Genomic DNA, 15,674 nt, shown 5'->3' with positions numbered 1-15,674 from the left:
GCCGGGCTAGCCCAAGGCGCAGACGCGCGGCCGTGGCTTGAGGGGTGGGAATGACGTATTGCGTTGGCATGATGCTGGACAAGGGCCTGGTGTTGATGAGCGACACCCGCACCAATTCCGGTGTCGATAATATCTCCACCTTCCGCAAGATGTTCTACTGGACCGTACCGGGCGAACGGATCGTGGCGCTGATGACGGCGGGCAATCTTGCCACCACCCAAGCCGTTATCAGCCGGTTGCAGGAACGCAGCGAAACGCCCGCAAACAGGAGCAACGCCCTGTTGGAAGCGCCGACGATGTTCCAGATGGCGGTGGAAACGGGCCGGCTGCTGCGCGAAACGATCCAGACATCGCAGACCAGCAACGGGCCGCTGGGCGAAGGGCGCTTCACCGCATCGATCATTCTGGCGGGCCAGATCAAGGGCATGGCGCCGCGTCTGTTCATGATCTACCCCGAAGGCAATTTCATCGAAGCCAGCCTGGACACGCCATTTTTCCAGATCGGGGAGACCAAGTACGGGCGGCCGATCATCCTGCGCGGCTACGATCACGGGATGAGTTTCGAAGATGCTGTCAAACTGCTGATGGTGTCGTTTGATTCAACTCTCAAGGCTAACCTGTCGGTCGGTATGCCGCTCGATCTGCTGGTGATAGGGCGCGACAGTTTCGCGCCGCTGCACGAACGGCGGATCGAGATCGACGATCCCTATTTCGAAGGTATCTCATCGACCTGGGGGGCCGCGCTGAAAGCGGCGGTCCTGTCGCTGGCGCCCTATACATTCGACGATTAGCGTCATTCCCGTCGCCTGCGCATGCCCTGTTTGCAGGCGCGATGGCTAACAAGCCGCTATTTCCGTCTTTTTGCTTTCAGTGCGCGGCTGTGAAATCATTGGAATGCCTTGACGGGTATTCTTGATTATATAACAAGATTTCTACGATATTCTTGAAAAGGACAGGCGCATCGGTTTCCGCAGGGGTGCGGATGCCGCAGAGTGGTTGTCGCGGGGGCGATAGTAAGTGATGGGCGAGGTTGGGAGCAGTCCGGATGTGGAACCGGCAGACGAACGCACTGTCATGCATTTCCTCGGCGGAACCCCCCGATTCCGGGCGGAAGGCGCGCGCAGCGCATTCGCTCTTGGCCATCATGCCGAAGTGTACGAAACGATTGCCGAACTGGTGCAGAGCCGGCCTCGCTCAGGCGTGGCCATCGTCCATGACAATCCAACCGGGGGTGGGATAGCGGCCGTTCGTGAACGGCTTATCGTCGAAAGCATCTGGGTGCCGGTGGTGGCGGCGTGCAAGGCGCCCGACGTCGAAGCGGTGGTGGCGGCGATCAAGGCCGGGGCGTTGGACTATGTCGCTCTGCCGTTATCGCCGGAGCGCCTGTCCGATGTGCTGGCGGCCAACGCCGCGCAGATCGCCGCTTATGCCAGTGTCCACGAAAAGATGGTGGCCGCGCGTGATCGTCTGGCTGCATTGAGCCCGCGTGAACGCGAAGTGCTCGATCAGTTGGCAGAAGGCCACGCCAACAAGACGATCGCACAGGCCTTGCAGATCAGCCCGCGCACGGTCGAAATCCATCGGGCCAGCATGATGCGCAAGCTCGGCGCGAGCCACGCGGCCGAAGCGGTCCGGCTGTGGCTGGAAGCGAAAGTTCAGATGAACGGCCTGCTTGCCGCGTAAGCGGGATCAGCGGCAGAACGATCCGTTGCCGGCTTCCATGTGCAGATGATCGCGGTGGGCCTGGTTGTAATCCGGGCCAAGAACGGTTCCGAAGCGCTTGCAGGCGCTGCCGTGCACCACGCGGAGGAACTGCCGTTCTGCCTGGCTGCCCTCGTTCCAGTGCTGGAGCACGCTCACTCTCTGCCCGTTTTCCAGAACGAACGCGGCCACATCGATGGCGTTGGCCGTGGCATGGGCCGACAGCCGCTGCGTTCCCGCGACAGTGCGGCATGAATAGCTGCCCATGGTTTCGATTCGGGCAAGGCCGCTGCCGAGGATTTGCCGCGCGGCGCGATCCACACCGAAACGCGCCCACTGTACAAAAGTATTTGCCACAGGGCAGGTCACTGGGCCGAGGCTGGCAATCGCGAACTGATCGAAATCGCCGCGAATCGCAGACAGCCGGACCGTGTTGAGATTGGAGCATCCGCCGTTGAAATACTGATCGGGAAGGGGGGTGAAGCTGGCGTTGGTGCGGCCCAGATTGGCGAGACACTGGCGTGCTTCCGGGCGCGGACTGATCGTCTGGCTGGGGCGGCTGCTCTGGCTTTTGGGGCCACGGGGGCTGTCGATACAGGCGCTGACCATGGCCACCAGCGGCAAAATCAGAAAAAGGTGCCTCATGACAGCACATGTGCCGCCCATATGGTTAACCCGAGGTTGACGGGGTCTTTCTCCCGAACCCACTGGTATGCTTTGCTTGACATCATGGCCCACGCTTCTATGTGCGGCGGCGGGCCACGCGGTCCCAACGCCGCGCGAGCTCTCTGCAAGGAGAGTCTTTATGACTGAGATTACCAAGCCGCAGGCCGCGCCTGCGCGTCCTTTCTTTTCTTCGGGTCCCTGCGCCAAGCCGCCGGGATATTCTCTCGACAAACTCGCCACCGAATCGCTGGGCCGTTCGCACCGCGCGAAGATCGGCAAGAGCCGTCTTGGCTATTGCATCGATCTGATGCGCGAAATCCTGCAACTGCCCGATACGCATCGCATCGGCATTGTGCCGGGTTCCGATACGGGCGCATTCGAAATGGCGATGTGGACGATGCTGGGCGCCCGCCCGGTGACGACGCTGGCCTGGGAAAGCTTCGGTGAGGGTTGGGTCACCGATGCTGCCAAGCAGCTCAATCTCGATCCCACAATCCTGCGCGCCGATTATGGCCAGTTGCCCGATCTCGATGCGGTCGATTGGAGCAACGACGTGCTGTTCACCTGGAACGGCACCACTTCGGGCGTGCGCGTGCCGAACGGGGACTGGATTCCTGCCGATCGCGAAGGCCTGTCCTTCGCCGACGCGACCAGCGCCGTGTTCGCTTACGATATCCCGTGGGACAAGATCGATGTCGCCACCTTCTCCTGGCAGAAGGTGCTGGGCGGTGAAGGCGCGCATGGCGTCCTGATCCTCGGCCCGCGCGCCGTGGAACGGCTCGAAAGCCACACCCCCGCATGGCCGCTACCGAAGGTTTTCCGCCTGATCTCCAAGGGCAAGCTGGCCGAAGGCGTGTTCAAGGGCGAAACGATCAACACCCCCTCCATGCTGGCGGTGGAAGATGCGATCTTCGCGCTGGAATGGGCCAAGGGGCTGGGCGGTCTGGAAGGGCTCAAGGCCCGTGCCGCCGCCAATGCCGCCGCGCTCAACGCGATTGTGGAAAGCCGGGACTGGCTCGGCCACCTCTGCGCCGACGAAGCCAGCCGGTCGAAGACCAGCGTCTGCCTTACGGTGGAAGGCGCCGATGCGGACTTCATCAAGAAGTTCGCCGGCCTGCTCGAAGCCGAAGGCGCGGCCTATGACATCGCGGGTTATCGCGATGCCCCGGCCGGTCTGCGCATCTGGTGCGGAGCCACAGTCGATACCGCCGATATCGAGGCGCTCGGCCCCTGGCTCGACTGGGCTTACGCTTCGCTTCGTTCGTGATCGTCATCCCCGCGCAGGTGGGGATCCAGTTAACCTCAATACCAGACGCGAAGCGGGATGGATTCCCGCCTTCGCGGGAATGACGAGGGAATAATGACCAAACCCAAAGTCCTTGTTTCGGACAAGATGGACCCGCAGGCCGCGCAGATTTTTGCCGAGCGCGGATGCGATGTCGATGTCATCACCGGCAAGACGCCGGAAGAACTGAAAGCCATCATCGGCCAGTACGATGGCCTCGCGATCCGTTCGTCGACCAAAGTTACGGCGGATATCCTCGAAGCGGCGACCAATCTCAAAGTGATCGGCCGCGCCGGGATCGGTGTCGACAACGTCGATATTCCGGCGGCTTCGGCCAAGGGCATCGTGGTGATGAACACGCCCTTCGGCAATTCGATCACCACCGCGGAACACGCCATCGCGCTGATGTTCGCGGTCGCCCGCCAGTTGCCGGAAGCCGATCTTTCGACCCAGGCCGGGAAGTGGGAAAAGAACCGCTTCATGGGTGTCGAACTGACCAACAAGACGCTGGGCCTGATCGGTGCGGGCAACATCGGTTCGATCGTGGCCGATCGCGCGCTGGGCCTGCGGATGAAAGTCGTGGCTTTCGATCCGTTCCTTTCGCCCGAACGCGCGGTGGAAATGGGCGTGGAAAAGGTCGATCTGGACGAACTGCTGGCACGCGCCGATTTCATCACGCTGCACACGCCGCTGACCGACCAGACGCGCAATATCCTCAGCCGCGAAAACATCGCCAAGACCAAGAAGGGCGTGCGCATCATCAACTGCGCGCGCGGCGGTCTGGTCGATGAGGAAGCGCTGAAGGAAGCGCTGGATTCGGGCCATGTGGCTGGCGCCGCGCTGGACGTGTTCGTGACCGAACCGGCCAAGGAAAGCCCGCTGTTCGGCACGCCGAACTTCGTCTGCACCCCGCACCTCGGCGCGTCGACCAGCGAAGCGCAGGTCAACGTCGCGCTGCAGGTGGCCGAACAGATGAGCGACTATCTCCTCAACGGCGGTGTCACCAACGCGCTCAACATGCCGTCGCTCTCGGCGGAAGAAGCGCCGAAGCTCAAGCCTTACATGACGCTGGCGGAAAAGCTCGGTTCGCTCGTCGGCCAGCTCACCACCGGTTCGCTCGCGCGGATTTCGATCCACACCGAAGGTGCGGCGGCCGAACTCAACGCCAAGCCGATCGTGGCGGCGGTGCTTTCGGGCTTCCTGCGCGTCCAGTCGGACAGCGTGAACATGGTCAATGCGCCGTTCCTGGCCAAGGAACGCGGCATGGAAGTGCGCGAAGTAAAGACCGAGCGTGAAGGCGATTACCACACCTTGATCCGGGTTTCGGTGAAGACCGAAACGGGCGAACGCTCGGTCGCGGGCACGCTGTTCAGCAATGCCGAACCGCGCCTCGTCCAACTGTTCGGCATCAAGGTCGAAGCCGAACTGACCGGGGACATGATGTACATCGTCAACGAAGACGCACCGGGCTTCATCGGCCGCATCGGTACGTTGCTGGGCGAGAACGGCATCAACATCGGCACGTTCAACCTTGGCCGCCGCGAAGCGGGCGGTGAAGCGGTGCTGCTGCTGTCGGTCGACAGCCCGGTTCCGGCCGAAGTGCTCGAAACCGCGCGCGCTCTGCCGGGCGTCAAGCGGGCGATGGCGCTGAAGTTCTGATTGTTCAGACGCTTGCCCCCTTCCGCTCCGGGCGTAGTCCGGTGCGGGAGGGGGCTTTTGCTTTCGGGTTCGACAGCACCACCGCGAACGGCTAGTGGGCATCGCATTATGACCGATCCAACCCGCGATCTTTTGCCCGAAGGGCTTGAGGACCGGCTGCCGCGCGAAGCCGCCGCCGTGACCCGCATCAGCCGTGCCGTCATCGATGTGATGGACAGCCATGGCTATGACCGGGTCCGTCCGCCGCTGATCGAATTCGAGAAGTCGATGGCCGGGCGTATGGATGGCGTGCAGCCGCGCCGGATGTTTCGCTTCGTCGATCCGACGAGCCTGCGCACGCTGGCGGTCCGTTCGGACATCACCGTGCAGGTGGGCCGGATCGCGGCCACCAGCCTGGCCGCCGCGCCGCGCCCCTTGCGGCTGTGCTATGGCGGGCCGGTCGTTACGATCAAGGGCGATGGGCTCGATCCCTCGCGCGAACGCCTGCAACTGGGCGCGGAACTCATCGGCAGCGATTCGGTCGCGGCGGTGAGCGAGATCGTCCTGCTGGCGATCGAGGCGCTGACTGCTGCCGGGGCGCAGGGTATTTCCGTCGATTTCACATTGCCCAATCTGGTCGATACGCTGGCGGCGGGGCCATTCCCGCTGCCTGCCGGGGCCATCGAAACCGTTCGCCGCGAACTGGACGCCAAGGATGCCGGATCACTGCGCGAAGCGGGGGGTGACGACTATTTGCCGCTGCTCTACGCCACCGGGCCGTTTTCTCAGGCGATTGCGCAACTGGCCGCGATCGATGCGGGCGGCGCTCTGGCCAGCCGGATCGACGGGTTGAAAGCCGTGGCCGCGCGCGTGGGCGGCAGGGCACGGATCACGCTCGACCCGACGGAACGGCATGGGTTCGAATATCAGAGTTGGTTCGGCTTCACGCTCTATGCCGAAGGCGTGCGCGGCGCGTTGGGGCGGGGTGGCACTTACCGCATTCACGGCATGGATGAACCGGCTACCGGCTTTTCGCTCTACACCGATGCGCTGGTCGCGGCCGATCAGGACGGCGGCCAGCCACGCGATACGCTGTTCCTGCCCCTGGGGCACGATGCCGATGCCGCCGCCCGCCTGCGCGGGATCGGCTGGCGCACTGTTGCCGCCCTTTCCAATGCGGATGAGGGCAAGGCACTGGGCTGCAGCCACGTGCTGAACGGAAAGGAACCGCAACCGCTTTGACGGGCAGGGGCGGCGATGCCGCCTCATGCCTTGACCGCTCCCGCTGCTGCCGGTAACGCGCGCCTCGCAATCGGGGCCTGCAGCGGGCCTGTTTTCGCTATCCGCCACGCCGAGTCCTGTCGAAGGGCGTGCACGGATCCACCTGGCAGGGTGAGGGACTCTATCAATGGCAAATGTGACGGTGATCGGCGCCCAATGGGGTGACGAGGGCAAAGGCAAGATCGTCGACTGGCTGGCCAGCCGGGCGGACGCGGTGGTGCGGTTCCAGGGCGGACACAATGCCGGCCATACGCTGGTGATCGATGGCACCACGTACAAGCTGAGCCTGCTGCCTTCAGGCATTGTCACCGGCACGCTGTCGATTATCGGCAACGGTGTGGTGCTCGATCCCTGGGCGCTCAAGGCCGAAGTCGAAAAGCTGATCGGGCAGGGCGTGACAATCGCCCCGGAAAATTTTGCCATCGCGGACAATTGCCCGCTGATTCTGCCGATCCACCGCGATCTCGACCAGCTGCGCGAAACCGCCGCGGGCAAGGGCAAGATTGGCACCACCGGGCGCGGCATCGGCCCCGCTTACGAAGACAAGGTGGGCCGCCGGGCGATCCGCGTGTGCGATCTCGCCCATCTCGATTCGCTCGACCCGCAGCTTGATCGACTGTGCGCGCATCACGATGCGCTGCGCGCCGGGTTCGGCGAACCGCCGGTGGACCGGGCGCGCCTGATCGCCGATCTCAAGGAAATCGCGCCCTTCGTGCTGCAGTTCGCGCAGCCGGTGTGGAAACGCCTGCGCGATGTGAAGAAGGAAGGTTCGCGCATCCTGTTCGAAGGCGCGCAGGGCGTGCTGCTCGATGTCGATCACGGGACCTACCCCTTCGTCACCAGTTCCAACACCGTCAGCGGCACGGTCGCTTCGGGTTCGGGCATGGGGCCGGGTTCGGCAGGTTTCGTGCTGGGGATCGTCAAGGCCTATACCACACGCGTGGGTTCTGGCCCGTTCCCGAGCGAACTGGATGACGATACGGGGCAACGGCTTGGCGAGCGTGGCCATGAATTCGGCACGGTGACGGGGCGCAAGCGCCGCTGCGGCTGGTTCGATGCGGTGCTCGTGCGCCAGAGTTGCGCCATTTCCGGCGTCACCGGGATCGCGCTGACCAAGCTCGACGTGCTCGACGGGTTCGACACGCTGAAAATCTGCACCGGCTACAAGCTGCGCGGCGAAGTGATCGACTATCTGCCCGCCCATGCCGCCGATCAGGCGGAGGTGGAGCCGGTGTACGAGGAAATGGAAGGCTGGCACGGCACCACCGCCGGCGCGCGCAGCTGGGCCGATCTTCCCGCGCAGGCGGTGAAATACATCCGCCGGATCGAGGAGCTGATCGATTGCCCGGTGGCCAGCGTGTCCACCAGCCCCGAACGCGACGATACGATTCTAGTGCGCGACCCGTTCGAGGATTGAGCCTGACGCCGGAAGGGATTAGCCGTTCCGGCATGAGGCGTTTTTTCCCGATCGTCCTGCTGCTGCCGGTGCTGACCGCCGGCGCGCAGGCGGAAACCGCGCCACTTTTACCGCCCATCTCGGCTCCGGTGGATTTCGTGAAGGTCGACAAGACCGGCCGCACGCTGACGCTTTACGGGGCAGGGCAGCCGCTGCGTACCTATCGCGATATCCAGCTTGGCGATGCGCCCGCGGGGCACAAGCGGTTCCAGGGGGACGAGCGTACCCCCGAAGGGCGCTATGTCATCGATTATCGCAATCCCAACAGCCGCTATCATCTCTCGCTCCACATCTCCTATCCGGATGCGCGCGACCGCGCCCATGCGCAGGCGCGGGGGCGGTCCCCCGGCGGTGATATTTTCATTCATGGTCAGCCCAACGGCTTTCCCGGCAGAATGGCGGGGGACTGGACCGACGGCTGCATTGCGCTGAGCAATCCGGAAATCGAGGATATGTGGGCGCTGGTGCCCGATGGCACCCCGATAGAAATCCTGCCCTGAACAATATACTTGACCTGATCCCTTTATGTTCTCACTATGTTCGGGAATCGGGGGGTGTGTATGGCACAGGCGGATTTTCGGTACGAACCGGCCGACGACAGGGTTGGCCTGCCTTGCGGCGTGGCGATCTATGCGGACCGGCCCTATGTGCGCGCCGAAATGCGCGATGATGCGGAAGCCGCAGGTTTTGGATTGACGGCCTGCGGCGCTCTGGCGGAACTTCCGCAGGCGGATGATGGGCTGGCTCCGGGGGAAGTCGTTCTGCTCGATTGCCCGGCGGCCGATGCGGGCACTCTGGCTGCCTTGTGCCGGCTGGACATGCGTGCCGCGCAATCCGGTGCGCAGCTTGTGGTTTCGACCACGGTGGAGGCGCTGGACGCTATCTTTGCCTGTCTCGATCAGTCGAATCCGCAAATTCTCGTCGATCCCAGCCGGGCGGAACGGGTGATCGCGCTCGGCCGGGCGCTGGCCCATATCCCCAACCTGCGTGTGCGCGATCTGTCACCGGACGATCGCCTGATGCTGTTGCGGCTAACGGAACAGGTGGCGCAGATCGCGGATCGTCTGGACACATTATGCCGCGAAGATGGCGCAAGGACGGGTTCGGCATGGCAGGTGGAAGCGCCCCGGCGCGGCTTTCGCGGGGCCAACGCCACCAAACCGCGCGATCGCCTCGTACCGGTCGGCCATCCCGCCTGGCCCGATCCGCAACTGGTGCGGCAGATCATCCGCCAGCGTCAGGCGCGGGCGCGCTTCTTCGATGCCGCGCTGTTCGCCGATCCGGCCTGGGATATCCTGCTCGATCTGACGGCGGCCCACGCCGAAGGTGCACGCGTTTCGGTGACTTCGCTCTGCATCGCGGCGGGCGTTCCGCCGACCACGGCCTTGCGCTGGATCACGCAGATGACGGAAGCAGGCTTGCTGCAACGGATGGAAGACGATGTGGACCGTCGGCGTGCCTTCATCGGCCTCGCCCCGCGTGCGGCCGAGGCGATGATCGCCTATTTCGCGGAACTGGGCGGGGAGGCTGGCCACCTCGTCTGAAAGATACCGTTCGCGTATTCGGGCGGCGCTGCGCCGTAATGGTGGGCGGTAACGGGCTCGAACCGCTGACCCTCTCGGTGTAAACGAGATGCTCTACCAACTGAGCTAACCGCCCCTGAACGGGAACCGCGCTAATAAACGCTTTGCCCGGCCGGTCAATCGGCTTTCGTGCGTCCGTTCACAAGGACGCATCGTGCATGCAGGCGCGATGCGTCTCACCTGTCGCCGCAGCAGGGATCGGCCATCAGGGCAGGGCTTCGGCCACGTTGGCGCGCACCGCCTTGGATGCCCAGTCGAGATCGCCTGCGACGCGCCACACTTCGCGCCCTTGCGCGTCATACAGCACCGATAGCGGCAGATTGTTGCCGCCATAGTGGAAGACGAGATCGTTTTCCGGGTCCAGCCACGGTTCGAGGTGGGCGAATTTCTTCTCGGCGAAGAACGGCTGCACTTTTTCGGCGCCTTGCATGTCCTGGCTGACGGTCACCAGACGCAGCTTGCCCTGCATGTCGCCCGCCAGCGTATCGAGCAGCGGCATTTCGGTGACGCAGGGCGCACACCATGTCGCCCAGAGATTGAGCAGCACCGGCGTGCCTTTGAGGTCGGGCAGGCGTAGTTTCTTGCCCGCCGGATCGGACAGCGTGAAATCGGGCATTTCGCTGCCTTTGTGGCTGCGATCCAGCGTGCCAGCGGCGGCGGGTTTCTTCCCGCTATCAGCCGCCGGTTGCGCAGGCGGCTCGCTTTGCCTATCGCAGCCGCCGACTGATAGGGCGAGACCCGGGACGGCAAGCGTGAGCGACAGCGACAATACTCTTGATAACAATCGGGCCACGGCGGCAGGCTCCAACCAGATGTGGGGGGGCAGGTTCGCCGAAGGACCTAGCGCGATCATGCGCGAAATCAATGCCTCGATCCCGTTCGACAAGGCGTTGTGGCGGCAGGATATCGCCGCGTCCAAAGCCCATGTCGCCATGCTGGGCGCGCAGAACATCGTGTCCGGCGTGGATATGCAGGCGATCATTGCCGGGCTGGACACGGTGGCCGCCGAATACGAAGCGAACGGCGTTCCCGAGAATTGGGACCTCGAAGACATCCACATGACGACGGAAAGCCGCCTTGCCGAACTGATCGGCCCGGCGGCCGGGAGGCTGCACACCGCGCGCAGCCGCAACGATCAGGTGGCGACCGATTTCCGCCTCTGGGTGCGCGATGCGATGGATCAGGTGGACGCCGGCCTGCTTGCCTTGCAACGGGCGCTGGTCACGCGGGCCGGTGAACATGCCGATTCCATCATGCCCGGCTTCACCCATCTGCAAACCGCGCAGCCGGTGACATTGGGCCATCACCTGATGGCCTATTACGAGATGATCCGGCGGGATCGGTCGCGCTTTGCCGATGCGCGCGCGCGCCTTAACGAATGCCCGCTGGGTTCGGCCGCGCTGGCGGGCACCGGCTTCCCGATCGACCGGGCGGCGACAGCGCAAGCTCTGGGCTTTGCTAAGCCGACTGACAACAGCCTCGATTCGGTATCCGACCGCGATTTCGCGCTCGATTATCTGCAGGCGGCGGCGCAGTGTTCGCTGCACTTGTCGCGGCTGGCGGAAGAGTTCATCATCTGGGCCAGCCAGCCGTTCGGTTTTGTCGCGCTGCCCGATGCGCTCAGCACCGGCAGTTCGATCATGCCGCAGAAGAAGAACCCCGATGCGGCGGAGCTGGTGCGCGGCCACGCGGGCCGGATCGTCGGCTGTCTGACATCGCTGATGATCACGATGAAGGGCCTGCCGCTCGCCTATTCGAAGGATATGCAGGACGACAAGCCGCCGGTGTTCGAAGCGGCGAACCTGCTCGGCCTGTCGATTGCGGCGATGACCGGGATGGTGGCGGACAGCACGTTCCGCACCGCGCGGATGCGGCAGGCGGCGGAACTGGGCTATGCCACGGCGACCGATCTGGCCGACTGGCTGGTGCGGCAGGCCGACATCCCCTTCCGCGAAGCGCACCATATCACCGGCGCAGCGGTCAAGCTGGCCGAAAGCCAAGGCAAGGCGCTGGACGCGCTCTCGCTCGCCGAGTTGCAAGGGATCGATTCGCGGATCGACGAGCGTGTGTACAGCGCCCTGTCGGTCGAGGCATCGGTTGCCGCGCGCAGCAGCCATGGCGGAACCGCGCCGGAACAGGTAAGGTTGCGCGTTGCACAAGCGCGCCTTGCGCTGGGAATGGAGAGCTGACGATGCGCCGCTTCATCGCTGTTTCGCTGCTGCTGGCGCTGGCTGCCTGTGGTGCCGACGGCCCGCTGAAACCGGCCAAGGGGCATAGCCTGCCGCCTGCTCCCTATGGTGCGAAAGAGCCCAGGGATGCGGATGCGTTGCTGGCCGTGCCGGTGCAGGCCGATCCGAGCCGGACCGTGGAATTGCGCAAACGTTCGGAAGAACGCGAAGAAGACCCCTTCGATCTTCCCCCTGAAGGCTGATACATGGACCATTTCCAGCTTAAGAACGGCATCCTCCATGCCGAGGATGTGCCGTTGGACCGGATTGCCGCCGAAGTCGGTACGCCGGTCTATGTCTATTCGCGCGCCACGCTGACGCGCCATGCCACGGTGTTTCGCGATGCGCTGGCGGCGGTGCTGCCGCGCCTGCATGTGGCCTTCGCGGTGAAGTCCAATCCCAATCTGGCCGTTCTGCGCGTGCTGAAGGATGCCGGATACGGCGCCGATGTGGTGTCCGAAGGGGAAATGAACCGTGCCTTGGCTGCGGGGATTCCGGCCGGGGATATCGTCTTTTCGGGCGTCGGCAAAAGCGGGCGCGAGCTGAAGGCGGCCGTCGCGGCAGGAATCGGCCAGTTCAATCTGGAAAGCGAGGAAGAAGGCGTGGAACTGGCGGCGATTGCCGCCGCCATGGGCAAGACGGCGGTTTGCGCCCTGCGCGTCAATCCCAACGTCGATGCCCGGACACACGCCAAGATTTCCACCGGCAAGGCGGAAAACAAGTTCGGCGTGGCCTATGACCGGGCGGCGGGAATCTATGCCCGCCTCGCGGTGCTGGATGGTCTCGCCATGCGGGGGCTTGCGGTCCACATCGGCAGCCAGATCACCGATCTCGATCCTTCGCGGCAGGCGTTCGCGAAGATGGGCGAACTGATGCGCGGCTTGCGCGGCGCGGGCCACACGGTGATGCACATGGATCTCGGCGGTGGGCTGGGTGTGCCTTACAAGCAGGGCGAACAGCTTCCCGGGCCGGAGGATTATGCCGCGATGGTGGCGGAAGTGACCGAAGGCTGGGACGCCACGATCATGTTCGAACCGGGCCGGGTGATAACCGGCAATGCCGGCGTGCTGATCACCGAAGTCATCCGTGTGAAGCAGGGCGTCAACGCGCCGTTCGTGGTGGTCGATGCGGCGATGAACGATCTCGCGCGCCCGGCGATGTACGATGCGTGGCACGATTTTGCCGCCGTGCATCCCACGGGGGAAACGATGGTGGCCAATATCGTCGGCCCGATCTGCGAAAGCTCGGATACGTTCGCCATGGGCCGCACGATCGATGCGGTGAAAGCGGGCGATCTGGGCGTATTTCGCACGGCGGGCGCTTATGGTGCGACGATGGCCAACACCTACAACAGCCGCCCGCTGGTGCCTGAAGTGCTGGTGGATGGCGCGCGCTGGGCGGTGGTGGCCGAACGGATCGAGCCGGAAACGGTGCTGGCGGGGGAACGCATTCCCGATTGGCTGGCCGGATGAAAAGCCTGCCGCTCTTTCATCGTATTGCAGGGCAGCGGGTGGTTGTCCTGGGCGATGGGATCGCGGCGGAGGCCAAGCGGCGGCTGGTAGCGCGTGCGGGCGGTATCCCGGTGGGCGAAGCCGAAGCGCACGGCGCAAAGCTGGCGTTCGTCGCACTGGAGAACGAGGGTGAAGCCCGCGCCGCTGTCCGGCGCCTCACATATCTCGGCCTGCTGGTGAATGTGCCGGATCGGCCCGATCTGTGTGATTTCACTGTGCCCAGCGTGCTGGATCGTGATCCTGTGCTGATTGCCATCGGCACCGGAGGCGCTTCTGCCGGGCTAGCCAAAGCCCTGCGGTTGCGGCTCGAAACGCTTGTCCCGCATGGGTTGGGGGCGTTCGCGCGGGCGATGCAGGCGGCGCGTGCCCGCGTGCGGCAGCGCTGGCCCGATGCCGGGCAGCGCCGCCGGGCGCTGGATGCGGCCATGGCGGAGCACGGGCCGCTCGATCCGCTGCGTGATGGTGCGGCAGCAGCGGTGGAGCCGTGGCTGGCCGGGGCAGGGCAGGTGGCGCAGAGCGCGGGCCGTTACGAATTCACGCTGGCGAGCGACGATCCCGAAGACCTCACGCTGCGGCAGGCGCGGTTGCTGGGGTCGGCCGACGCGATTCTGCACGATCGGGCGGTGGCCGCCGCGATTCTCGACCGGGCGCGGGCGGACGCGCAGCGGATCGTGCTGCCTCTGTCCGGGCCGGAGCCGGAGGGGCTGGTGGTCGCCCTGCGCAGGGCGGCGAATAGCTTTTAGAACGCCGAGCCCGCCAGTGCGTCGATGGCCGCCTGCAGAATCACGGCGGCGGCGGCCGAATCGATACGTTCCGCCCGCTTGGCCCGGCTCATGTCCTGTTCGATCAGCCCGCGTTCGGCACTGGCGGTGGACCAGCGTTCGTCCCACAGCAGGATCGGCAGGCCGAGACTTTCCAGATTGCGGGCAAAAGCGCGCGATGCCTGCGCGCGGGGGCCTTCGCTGCCGTCCATGTTGAGCGGCAGGCCGATCACGATCCCTTTCACCGACCGTTCGGCGATCAGCGTTTCCAGCGCAGCCTTGTCCCGCGCGAATTTGCCGCGCGGCAAGGTCTTGCCGGGGGAGGCGAACCGCCAGCCTGCATCGCAGAACGCCGTGCCGATGGTCTTGGTGCCAGGATCGAGACCGATCAGAGCGCCGCCATTGGGCAGGGCATCCGAAAATTCGAACGTCATCTGCGTGATCATTGCGCCGCTTTCCATGCTGCCGCGCGGCGTTCGGCGTCTGCCTGCACATTGGCCCAGAACAGCGGGATATCGTAAACGTGATAGTTGTTCCCCGGCAGGACATAAGCGCCCATATCGGGTGGATCGCCGATCAGCAGCAGCCCCTGCGCATCGCACCGCGCGGGCACGCCGCCCGCCACCAGTTCGCCCTGTTTCAGTTCCGCATCGGGTTTGAGCGTGCCGAGATTGGCGCTGGCAGGCGCGCTGCCGCCTTGCTGGCCGGTCAAGGGATTGGTGCAGAGGATGGCGCTGTTGCCATGCGGCTTGCCGTCAAGCCCGGGGGCCTTGCGCCAGAGGTCGAGCAGCATGGCGGGATCGGCGGGCTCGGCAAAGCTCAGCCAGCTCAGGATGCAGCCCTTCTGCTGGGCGCTGGTGCAGGCCGGGAGGCCGAGATGAGGCAGATCGTGTTCGAGCGAAATCGGCCAGCCAATCGCATAGACCGCCGCGATCCGCCCGACGAGCGGCGTGCCCGCCACGCGATCGTGCAGCAGCCGGATCAGATGGCGCGCGCCCTGGCTGTGCCCGGCGAGGATGATCGGGGCATCCTGCGGCGCTTCGGCGAGAAACTGGTCGAACGCCTGCGCCACATCGCCATATGCAGCATCGAGCGCCTTTTGCCCGGCGGCCTCCTCGGTCAGGAACGCGCCGAAAGCGGCCTGCCGATAGCGCGGGGCCCAAATCTGCCCGCCCCGGGAGAAGGGGCTGGCCATGGCCCGGATGAACAGCCGCGCGCGTTCCTGCGATTCGGCATCGTCCACCGGCGCGTTCCATGCCGCCGTGCGCAGATAGCTGGTCGGGTGGATGAAGAACACGGCGGAAGGCGCATCGCGCGTGGCGGCGGGCTTCTGCGCGCCCGTTGGTTGCCAACGGGCCGGATCGTTCGCGCCCATGGTGGGGGTGGCGAGCCACATCACCTTGTCCCGATAGGTGTTCGCGGCCAGCGTCGGCTGTTCGGTGAATGCGGCGCGGGGCACGAAGGCAAGGCGCGACAGTTCCGTTGACCACAGCGCCAGCGCAAACAAGGCCGCGATCACCAGCACGATCAGAATCGCGACGAGATAGAGGAACTTGCGCGCCAT

General features: G+C 64.8%; 16 protein-coding genes and 1 tRNA gene. 12 read left to right on the top strand and 5 right to left on the bottom strand.

From position 1 onward, the window contains the following. The first annotated feature begins 50 nt into the window (after positions 1-50). Both K5X80_RS12275 and K5X80_RS12270 read left to right on the top strand, forming a co-directional pair. Complete coding sequence (locus tag K5X80_RS12275; protein ID WP_222558009.1) at positions 51-791, top strand: proteasome-type protease; 741 nt, start codon at positions 51-53, stop codon at positions 789-791. A 256-nt stretch (positions 792-1,047) separates the two neighbouring features. Next, positions 1,048-1,683, top strand: a complete 636-nt coding sequence (locus K5X80_RS12270) for a response regulator transcription factor (RefSeq protein ID WP_261390520.1) — start codon at positions 1,048-1,050, stop codon at positions 1,681-1,683. A 6-nt stretch (positions 1,684-1,689) separates the two neighbouring features. On the opposite strand, the gene K5X80_RS12265 is transcribed toward K5X80_RS12270, so the two are convergent. Continuing rightward, entirely contained in the window at positions 1,690-2,346 is a 657-nt protein-coding gene (locus tag K5X80_RS12265) for an extensin family protein (protein WP_222558008.1), read from the bottom strand. A 160-nt stretch (positions 2,347-2,506) separates the two neighbouring features. Here K5X80_RS12265 and K5X80_RS12260 point away from each other — a divergent pair, with 160 nt between their 5' ends. The 6 genes from K5X80_RS12260 (at position 2,507) to K5X80_RS12235 (ending at position 9,571) form a co-directional block, all read left to right on the top strand. Further along, the gene (locus K5X80_RS12260; protein ID WP_222558007.1) at positions 2,507-3,634 is read left to right on the top strand and encodes a phosphoserine transaminase; all 1,128 of its coding nucleotides are present in this window, start codon (positions 2,507-2,509) and stop codon (positions 3,632-3,634) included. A 93-nt stretch (positions 3,635-3,727) separates the two neighbouring features. Continuing rightward, positions 3,728-5,311 (top strand): phosphoglycerate dehydrogenase, encoded by a 1,584-nt coding sequence (serA, locus tag K5X80_RS12255; protein WP_222558006.1) that lies wholly within the window; start codon positions 3,728-3,730, stop codon positions 5,309-5,311. A 108-nt stretch (positions 5,312-5,419) separates the two neighbouring features. Then, entirely contained in the window at positions 5,420-6,532 is a 1,113-nt protein-coding gene (locus K5X80_RS12250; protein ID WP_222558005.1) for an ATP phosphoribosyltransferase regulatory subunit, read from the top strand. A gap of 166 nt (positions 6,533-6,698) precedes the next feature. Next, the gene (locus K5X80_RS12245; protein WP_222558004.1) at positions 6,699-7,988 is read left to right on the top strand and encodes an adenylosuccinate synthase; all 1,290 of its coding nucleotides are present in this window, start codon (positions 6,699-6,701) and stop codon (positions 7,986-7,988) included. A 32-nt stretch (positions 7,989-8,020) separates the two neighbouring features. Beyond that, entirely contained in the window at positions 8,021-8,527 is a 507-nt protein-coding gene (locus K5X80_RS12240) for a L,D-transpeptidase family protein (RefSeq protein ID WP_222558003.1), read from the top strand. A 60-nt stretch (positions 8,528-8,587) separates the two neighbouring features. Next, positions 8,588-9,571: a helix-turn-helix domain-containing protein gene (locus K5X80_RS12235; protein ID WP_261390519.1), complete on the top strand. Its 984-nt coding sequence runs from the start codon at positions 8,588-8,590 to the stop codon at positions 9,569-9,571. Between the two features lie 39 nt (positions 9,572-9,610). On the opposite strand, the gene K5X80_RS12230 is transcribed toward K5X80_RS12235, so the two are convergent. Beyond that, positions 9,611-9,686: transfer RNA gene (locus K5X80_RS12230), tRNA-Val, on the bottom strand. 129 nt (positions 9,687-9,815) lie between these two features. Beyond that, positions 9,816-10,463, bottom strand: a complete 648-nt coding sequence (locus K5X80_RS12225; protein WP_261390518.1) for a TlpA family protein disulfide reductase — start codon at positions 10,461-10,463, stop codon at positions 9,816-9,818. Between K5X80_RS12225 and argH the strand changes: the two genes are divergently transcribed. From argH to K5X80_RS12205, 4 genes are read left to right on the top strand one after another with little or no spacing between them, the layout of a single operon-like run. Then, positions 10,423-11,799: an argininosuccinate lyase gene (argH, locus tag K5X80_RS12220; protein WP_222560450.1), complete on the top strand. Its 1,377-nt coding sequence runs from the start codon at positions 10,423-10,425 to the stop codon at positions 11,797-11,799. The two genes, K5X80_RS12225 and argH, sit on opposite strands and share 41 nt — an antisense overlap. A gap of 2 nt (positions 11,800-11,801) precedes the next feature. After that, entirely contained in the window at positions 11,802-12,041 is a 240-nt protein-coding gene (locus K5X80_RS12215) for a hypothetical protein (protein WP_222558001.1), read from the top strand. A gap of 3 nt (positions 12,042-12,044) precedes the next feature. Beyond that, on the top strand, positions 12,045-13,310 hold the full coding sequence (lysA, locus tag K5X80_RS12210) for a diaminopimelate decarboxylase (RefSeq protein WP_222558000.1): 1,266 nt from the start codon (positions 12,045-12,047) through the stop codon (positions 13,308-13,310). Beyond that, the gene (locus tag K5X80_RS12205; protein ID WP_222557999.1) at positions 13,307-14,092 is read left to right on the top strand and encodes a precorrin-2 dehydrogenase/sirohydrochlorin ferrochelatase family protein; all 786 of its coding nucleotides are present in this window, start codon (positions 13,307-13,309) and stop codon (positions 14,090-14,092) included. The genes lysA and K5X80_RS12205 overlap by 4 nt, the downstream gene beginning before the upstream one ends. Here the strand turns inward: K5X80_RS12205 and ruvX are convergent. Both ruvX and K5X80_RS12195 read right to left on the bottom strand, forming a co-directional pair. Then, positions 14,089-14,556 carry a Holliday junction resolvase RuvX gene (gene ruvX / locus K5X80_RS12200; protein WP_222557998.1) on the bottom strand — a complete coding sequence of 156 codons (468 nt, stop codon included), beginning with the start codon at positions 14,554-14,556 and terminating at the stop codon, positions 14,089-14,091. The genes K5X80_RS12205 and ruvX overlap by 4 nt on opposite strands. Beyond that, the gene (locus K5X80_RS12195) at positions 14,553-15,674 is read right to left on the bottom strand and encodes a DUF3089 domain-containing protein (protein ID WP_222557997.1); all 1,122 of its coding nucleotides are present in this window, start codon (positions 15,672-15,674) and stop codon (positions 14,553-14,555) included. The genes ruvX and K5X80_RS12195 overlap by 4 nt, the downstream gene beginning before the upstream one ends.

It is taken from the genome of Caenibius sp. WL (genome assembly GCF_019803445.1).
In the GTDB taxonomy this organism is placed as follows: Bacteria; Pseudomonadota; Alphaproteobacteria; order Sphingomonadales; family Sphingomonadaceae; genus Caenibius.
Note: the sequence above shows the minus strand (reverse complement) of the source record. Positions and strands in the feature narration are given on the sequence as shown.

Coding starts and splice junctions, on each gene's coding strand:
- K5X80_RS12275 (WP_222558009.1), top strand. CDS start 51: ATGACGTATTGCGTTGGCATGATGCTGGACAAGGGCCTGGTGTTGATG.
- K5X80_RS12265 (WP_222558008.1), bottom strand. CDS start 2,346: ATGAGGCACCTTTTTCTGATTTTGCCGCTGGTGGCCATGGTCAGCGCC.
- K5X80_RS12260 (WP_222558007.1), top strand. CDS start 2,507: ATGACTGAGATTACCAAGCCGCAGGCCGCGCCTGCGCGTCCTTTCTTT.
- serA (WP_222558006.1), top strand. CDS start 3,728: ATGACCAAACCCAAAGTCCTTGTTTCGGACAAGATGGACCCGCAGGCC.
- K5X80_RS12250 (WP_222558005.1), top strand. CDS start 5,420: ATGACCGATCCAACCCGCGATCTTTTGCCCGAAGGGCTTGAGGACCGG.
- K5X80_RS12245 (WP_222558004.1), top strand. CDS start 6,699: ATGGCAAATGTGACGGTGATCGGCGCCCAATGGGGTGACGAGGGCAAA.
- K5X80_RS12240 (WP_222558003.1), top strand. CDS start 8,021: ATGAGGCGTTTTTTCCCGATCGTCCTGCTGCTGCCGGTGCTGACCGCC.
- K5X80_RS12235 (WP_261390519.1), top strand. CDS start 8,588: ATGGCACAGGCGGATTTTCGGTACGAACCGGCCGACGACAGGGTTGGC.
- argH (WP_222560450.1), top strand. CDS start 10,423: ATGTGGGGGGGCAGGTTCGCCGAAGGACCTAGCGCGATCATGCGCGAA.
- K5X80_RS12225 (WP_261390518.1), bottom strand. CDS start 10,463: ATGATCGCGCTAGGTCCTTCGGCGAACCTGCCCCCCCACATCTGGTTG.
- K5X80_RS12215 (WP_222558001.1), top strand. CDS start 11,802: ATGCGCCGCTTCATCGCTGTTTCGCTGCTGCTGGCGCTGGCTGCCTGT.
- lysA (WP_222558000.1), top strand. CDS start 12,045: ATGGACCATTTCCAGCTTAAGAACGGCATCCTCCATGCCGAGGATGTG.
- K5X80_RS12205 (WP_222557999.1), top strand. CDS start 13,307: ATGAAAAGCCTGCCGCTCTTTCATCGTATTGCAGGGCAGCGGGTGGTT.
- ruvX (WP_222557998.1), bottom strand. CDS start 14,556: ATGATCACGCAGATGACGTTCGAATTTTCGGATGCCCTGCCCAATGGC.
- K5X80_RS12195 (WP_222557997.1), bottom strand. CDS start 15,674: ATGGCGCGCAAGTTCCTCTATCTCGTCGCGATTCTGATCGTGCTGGTG.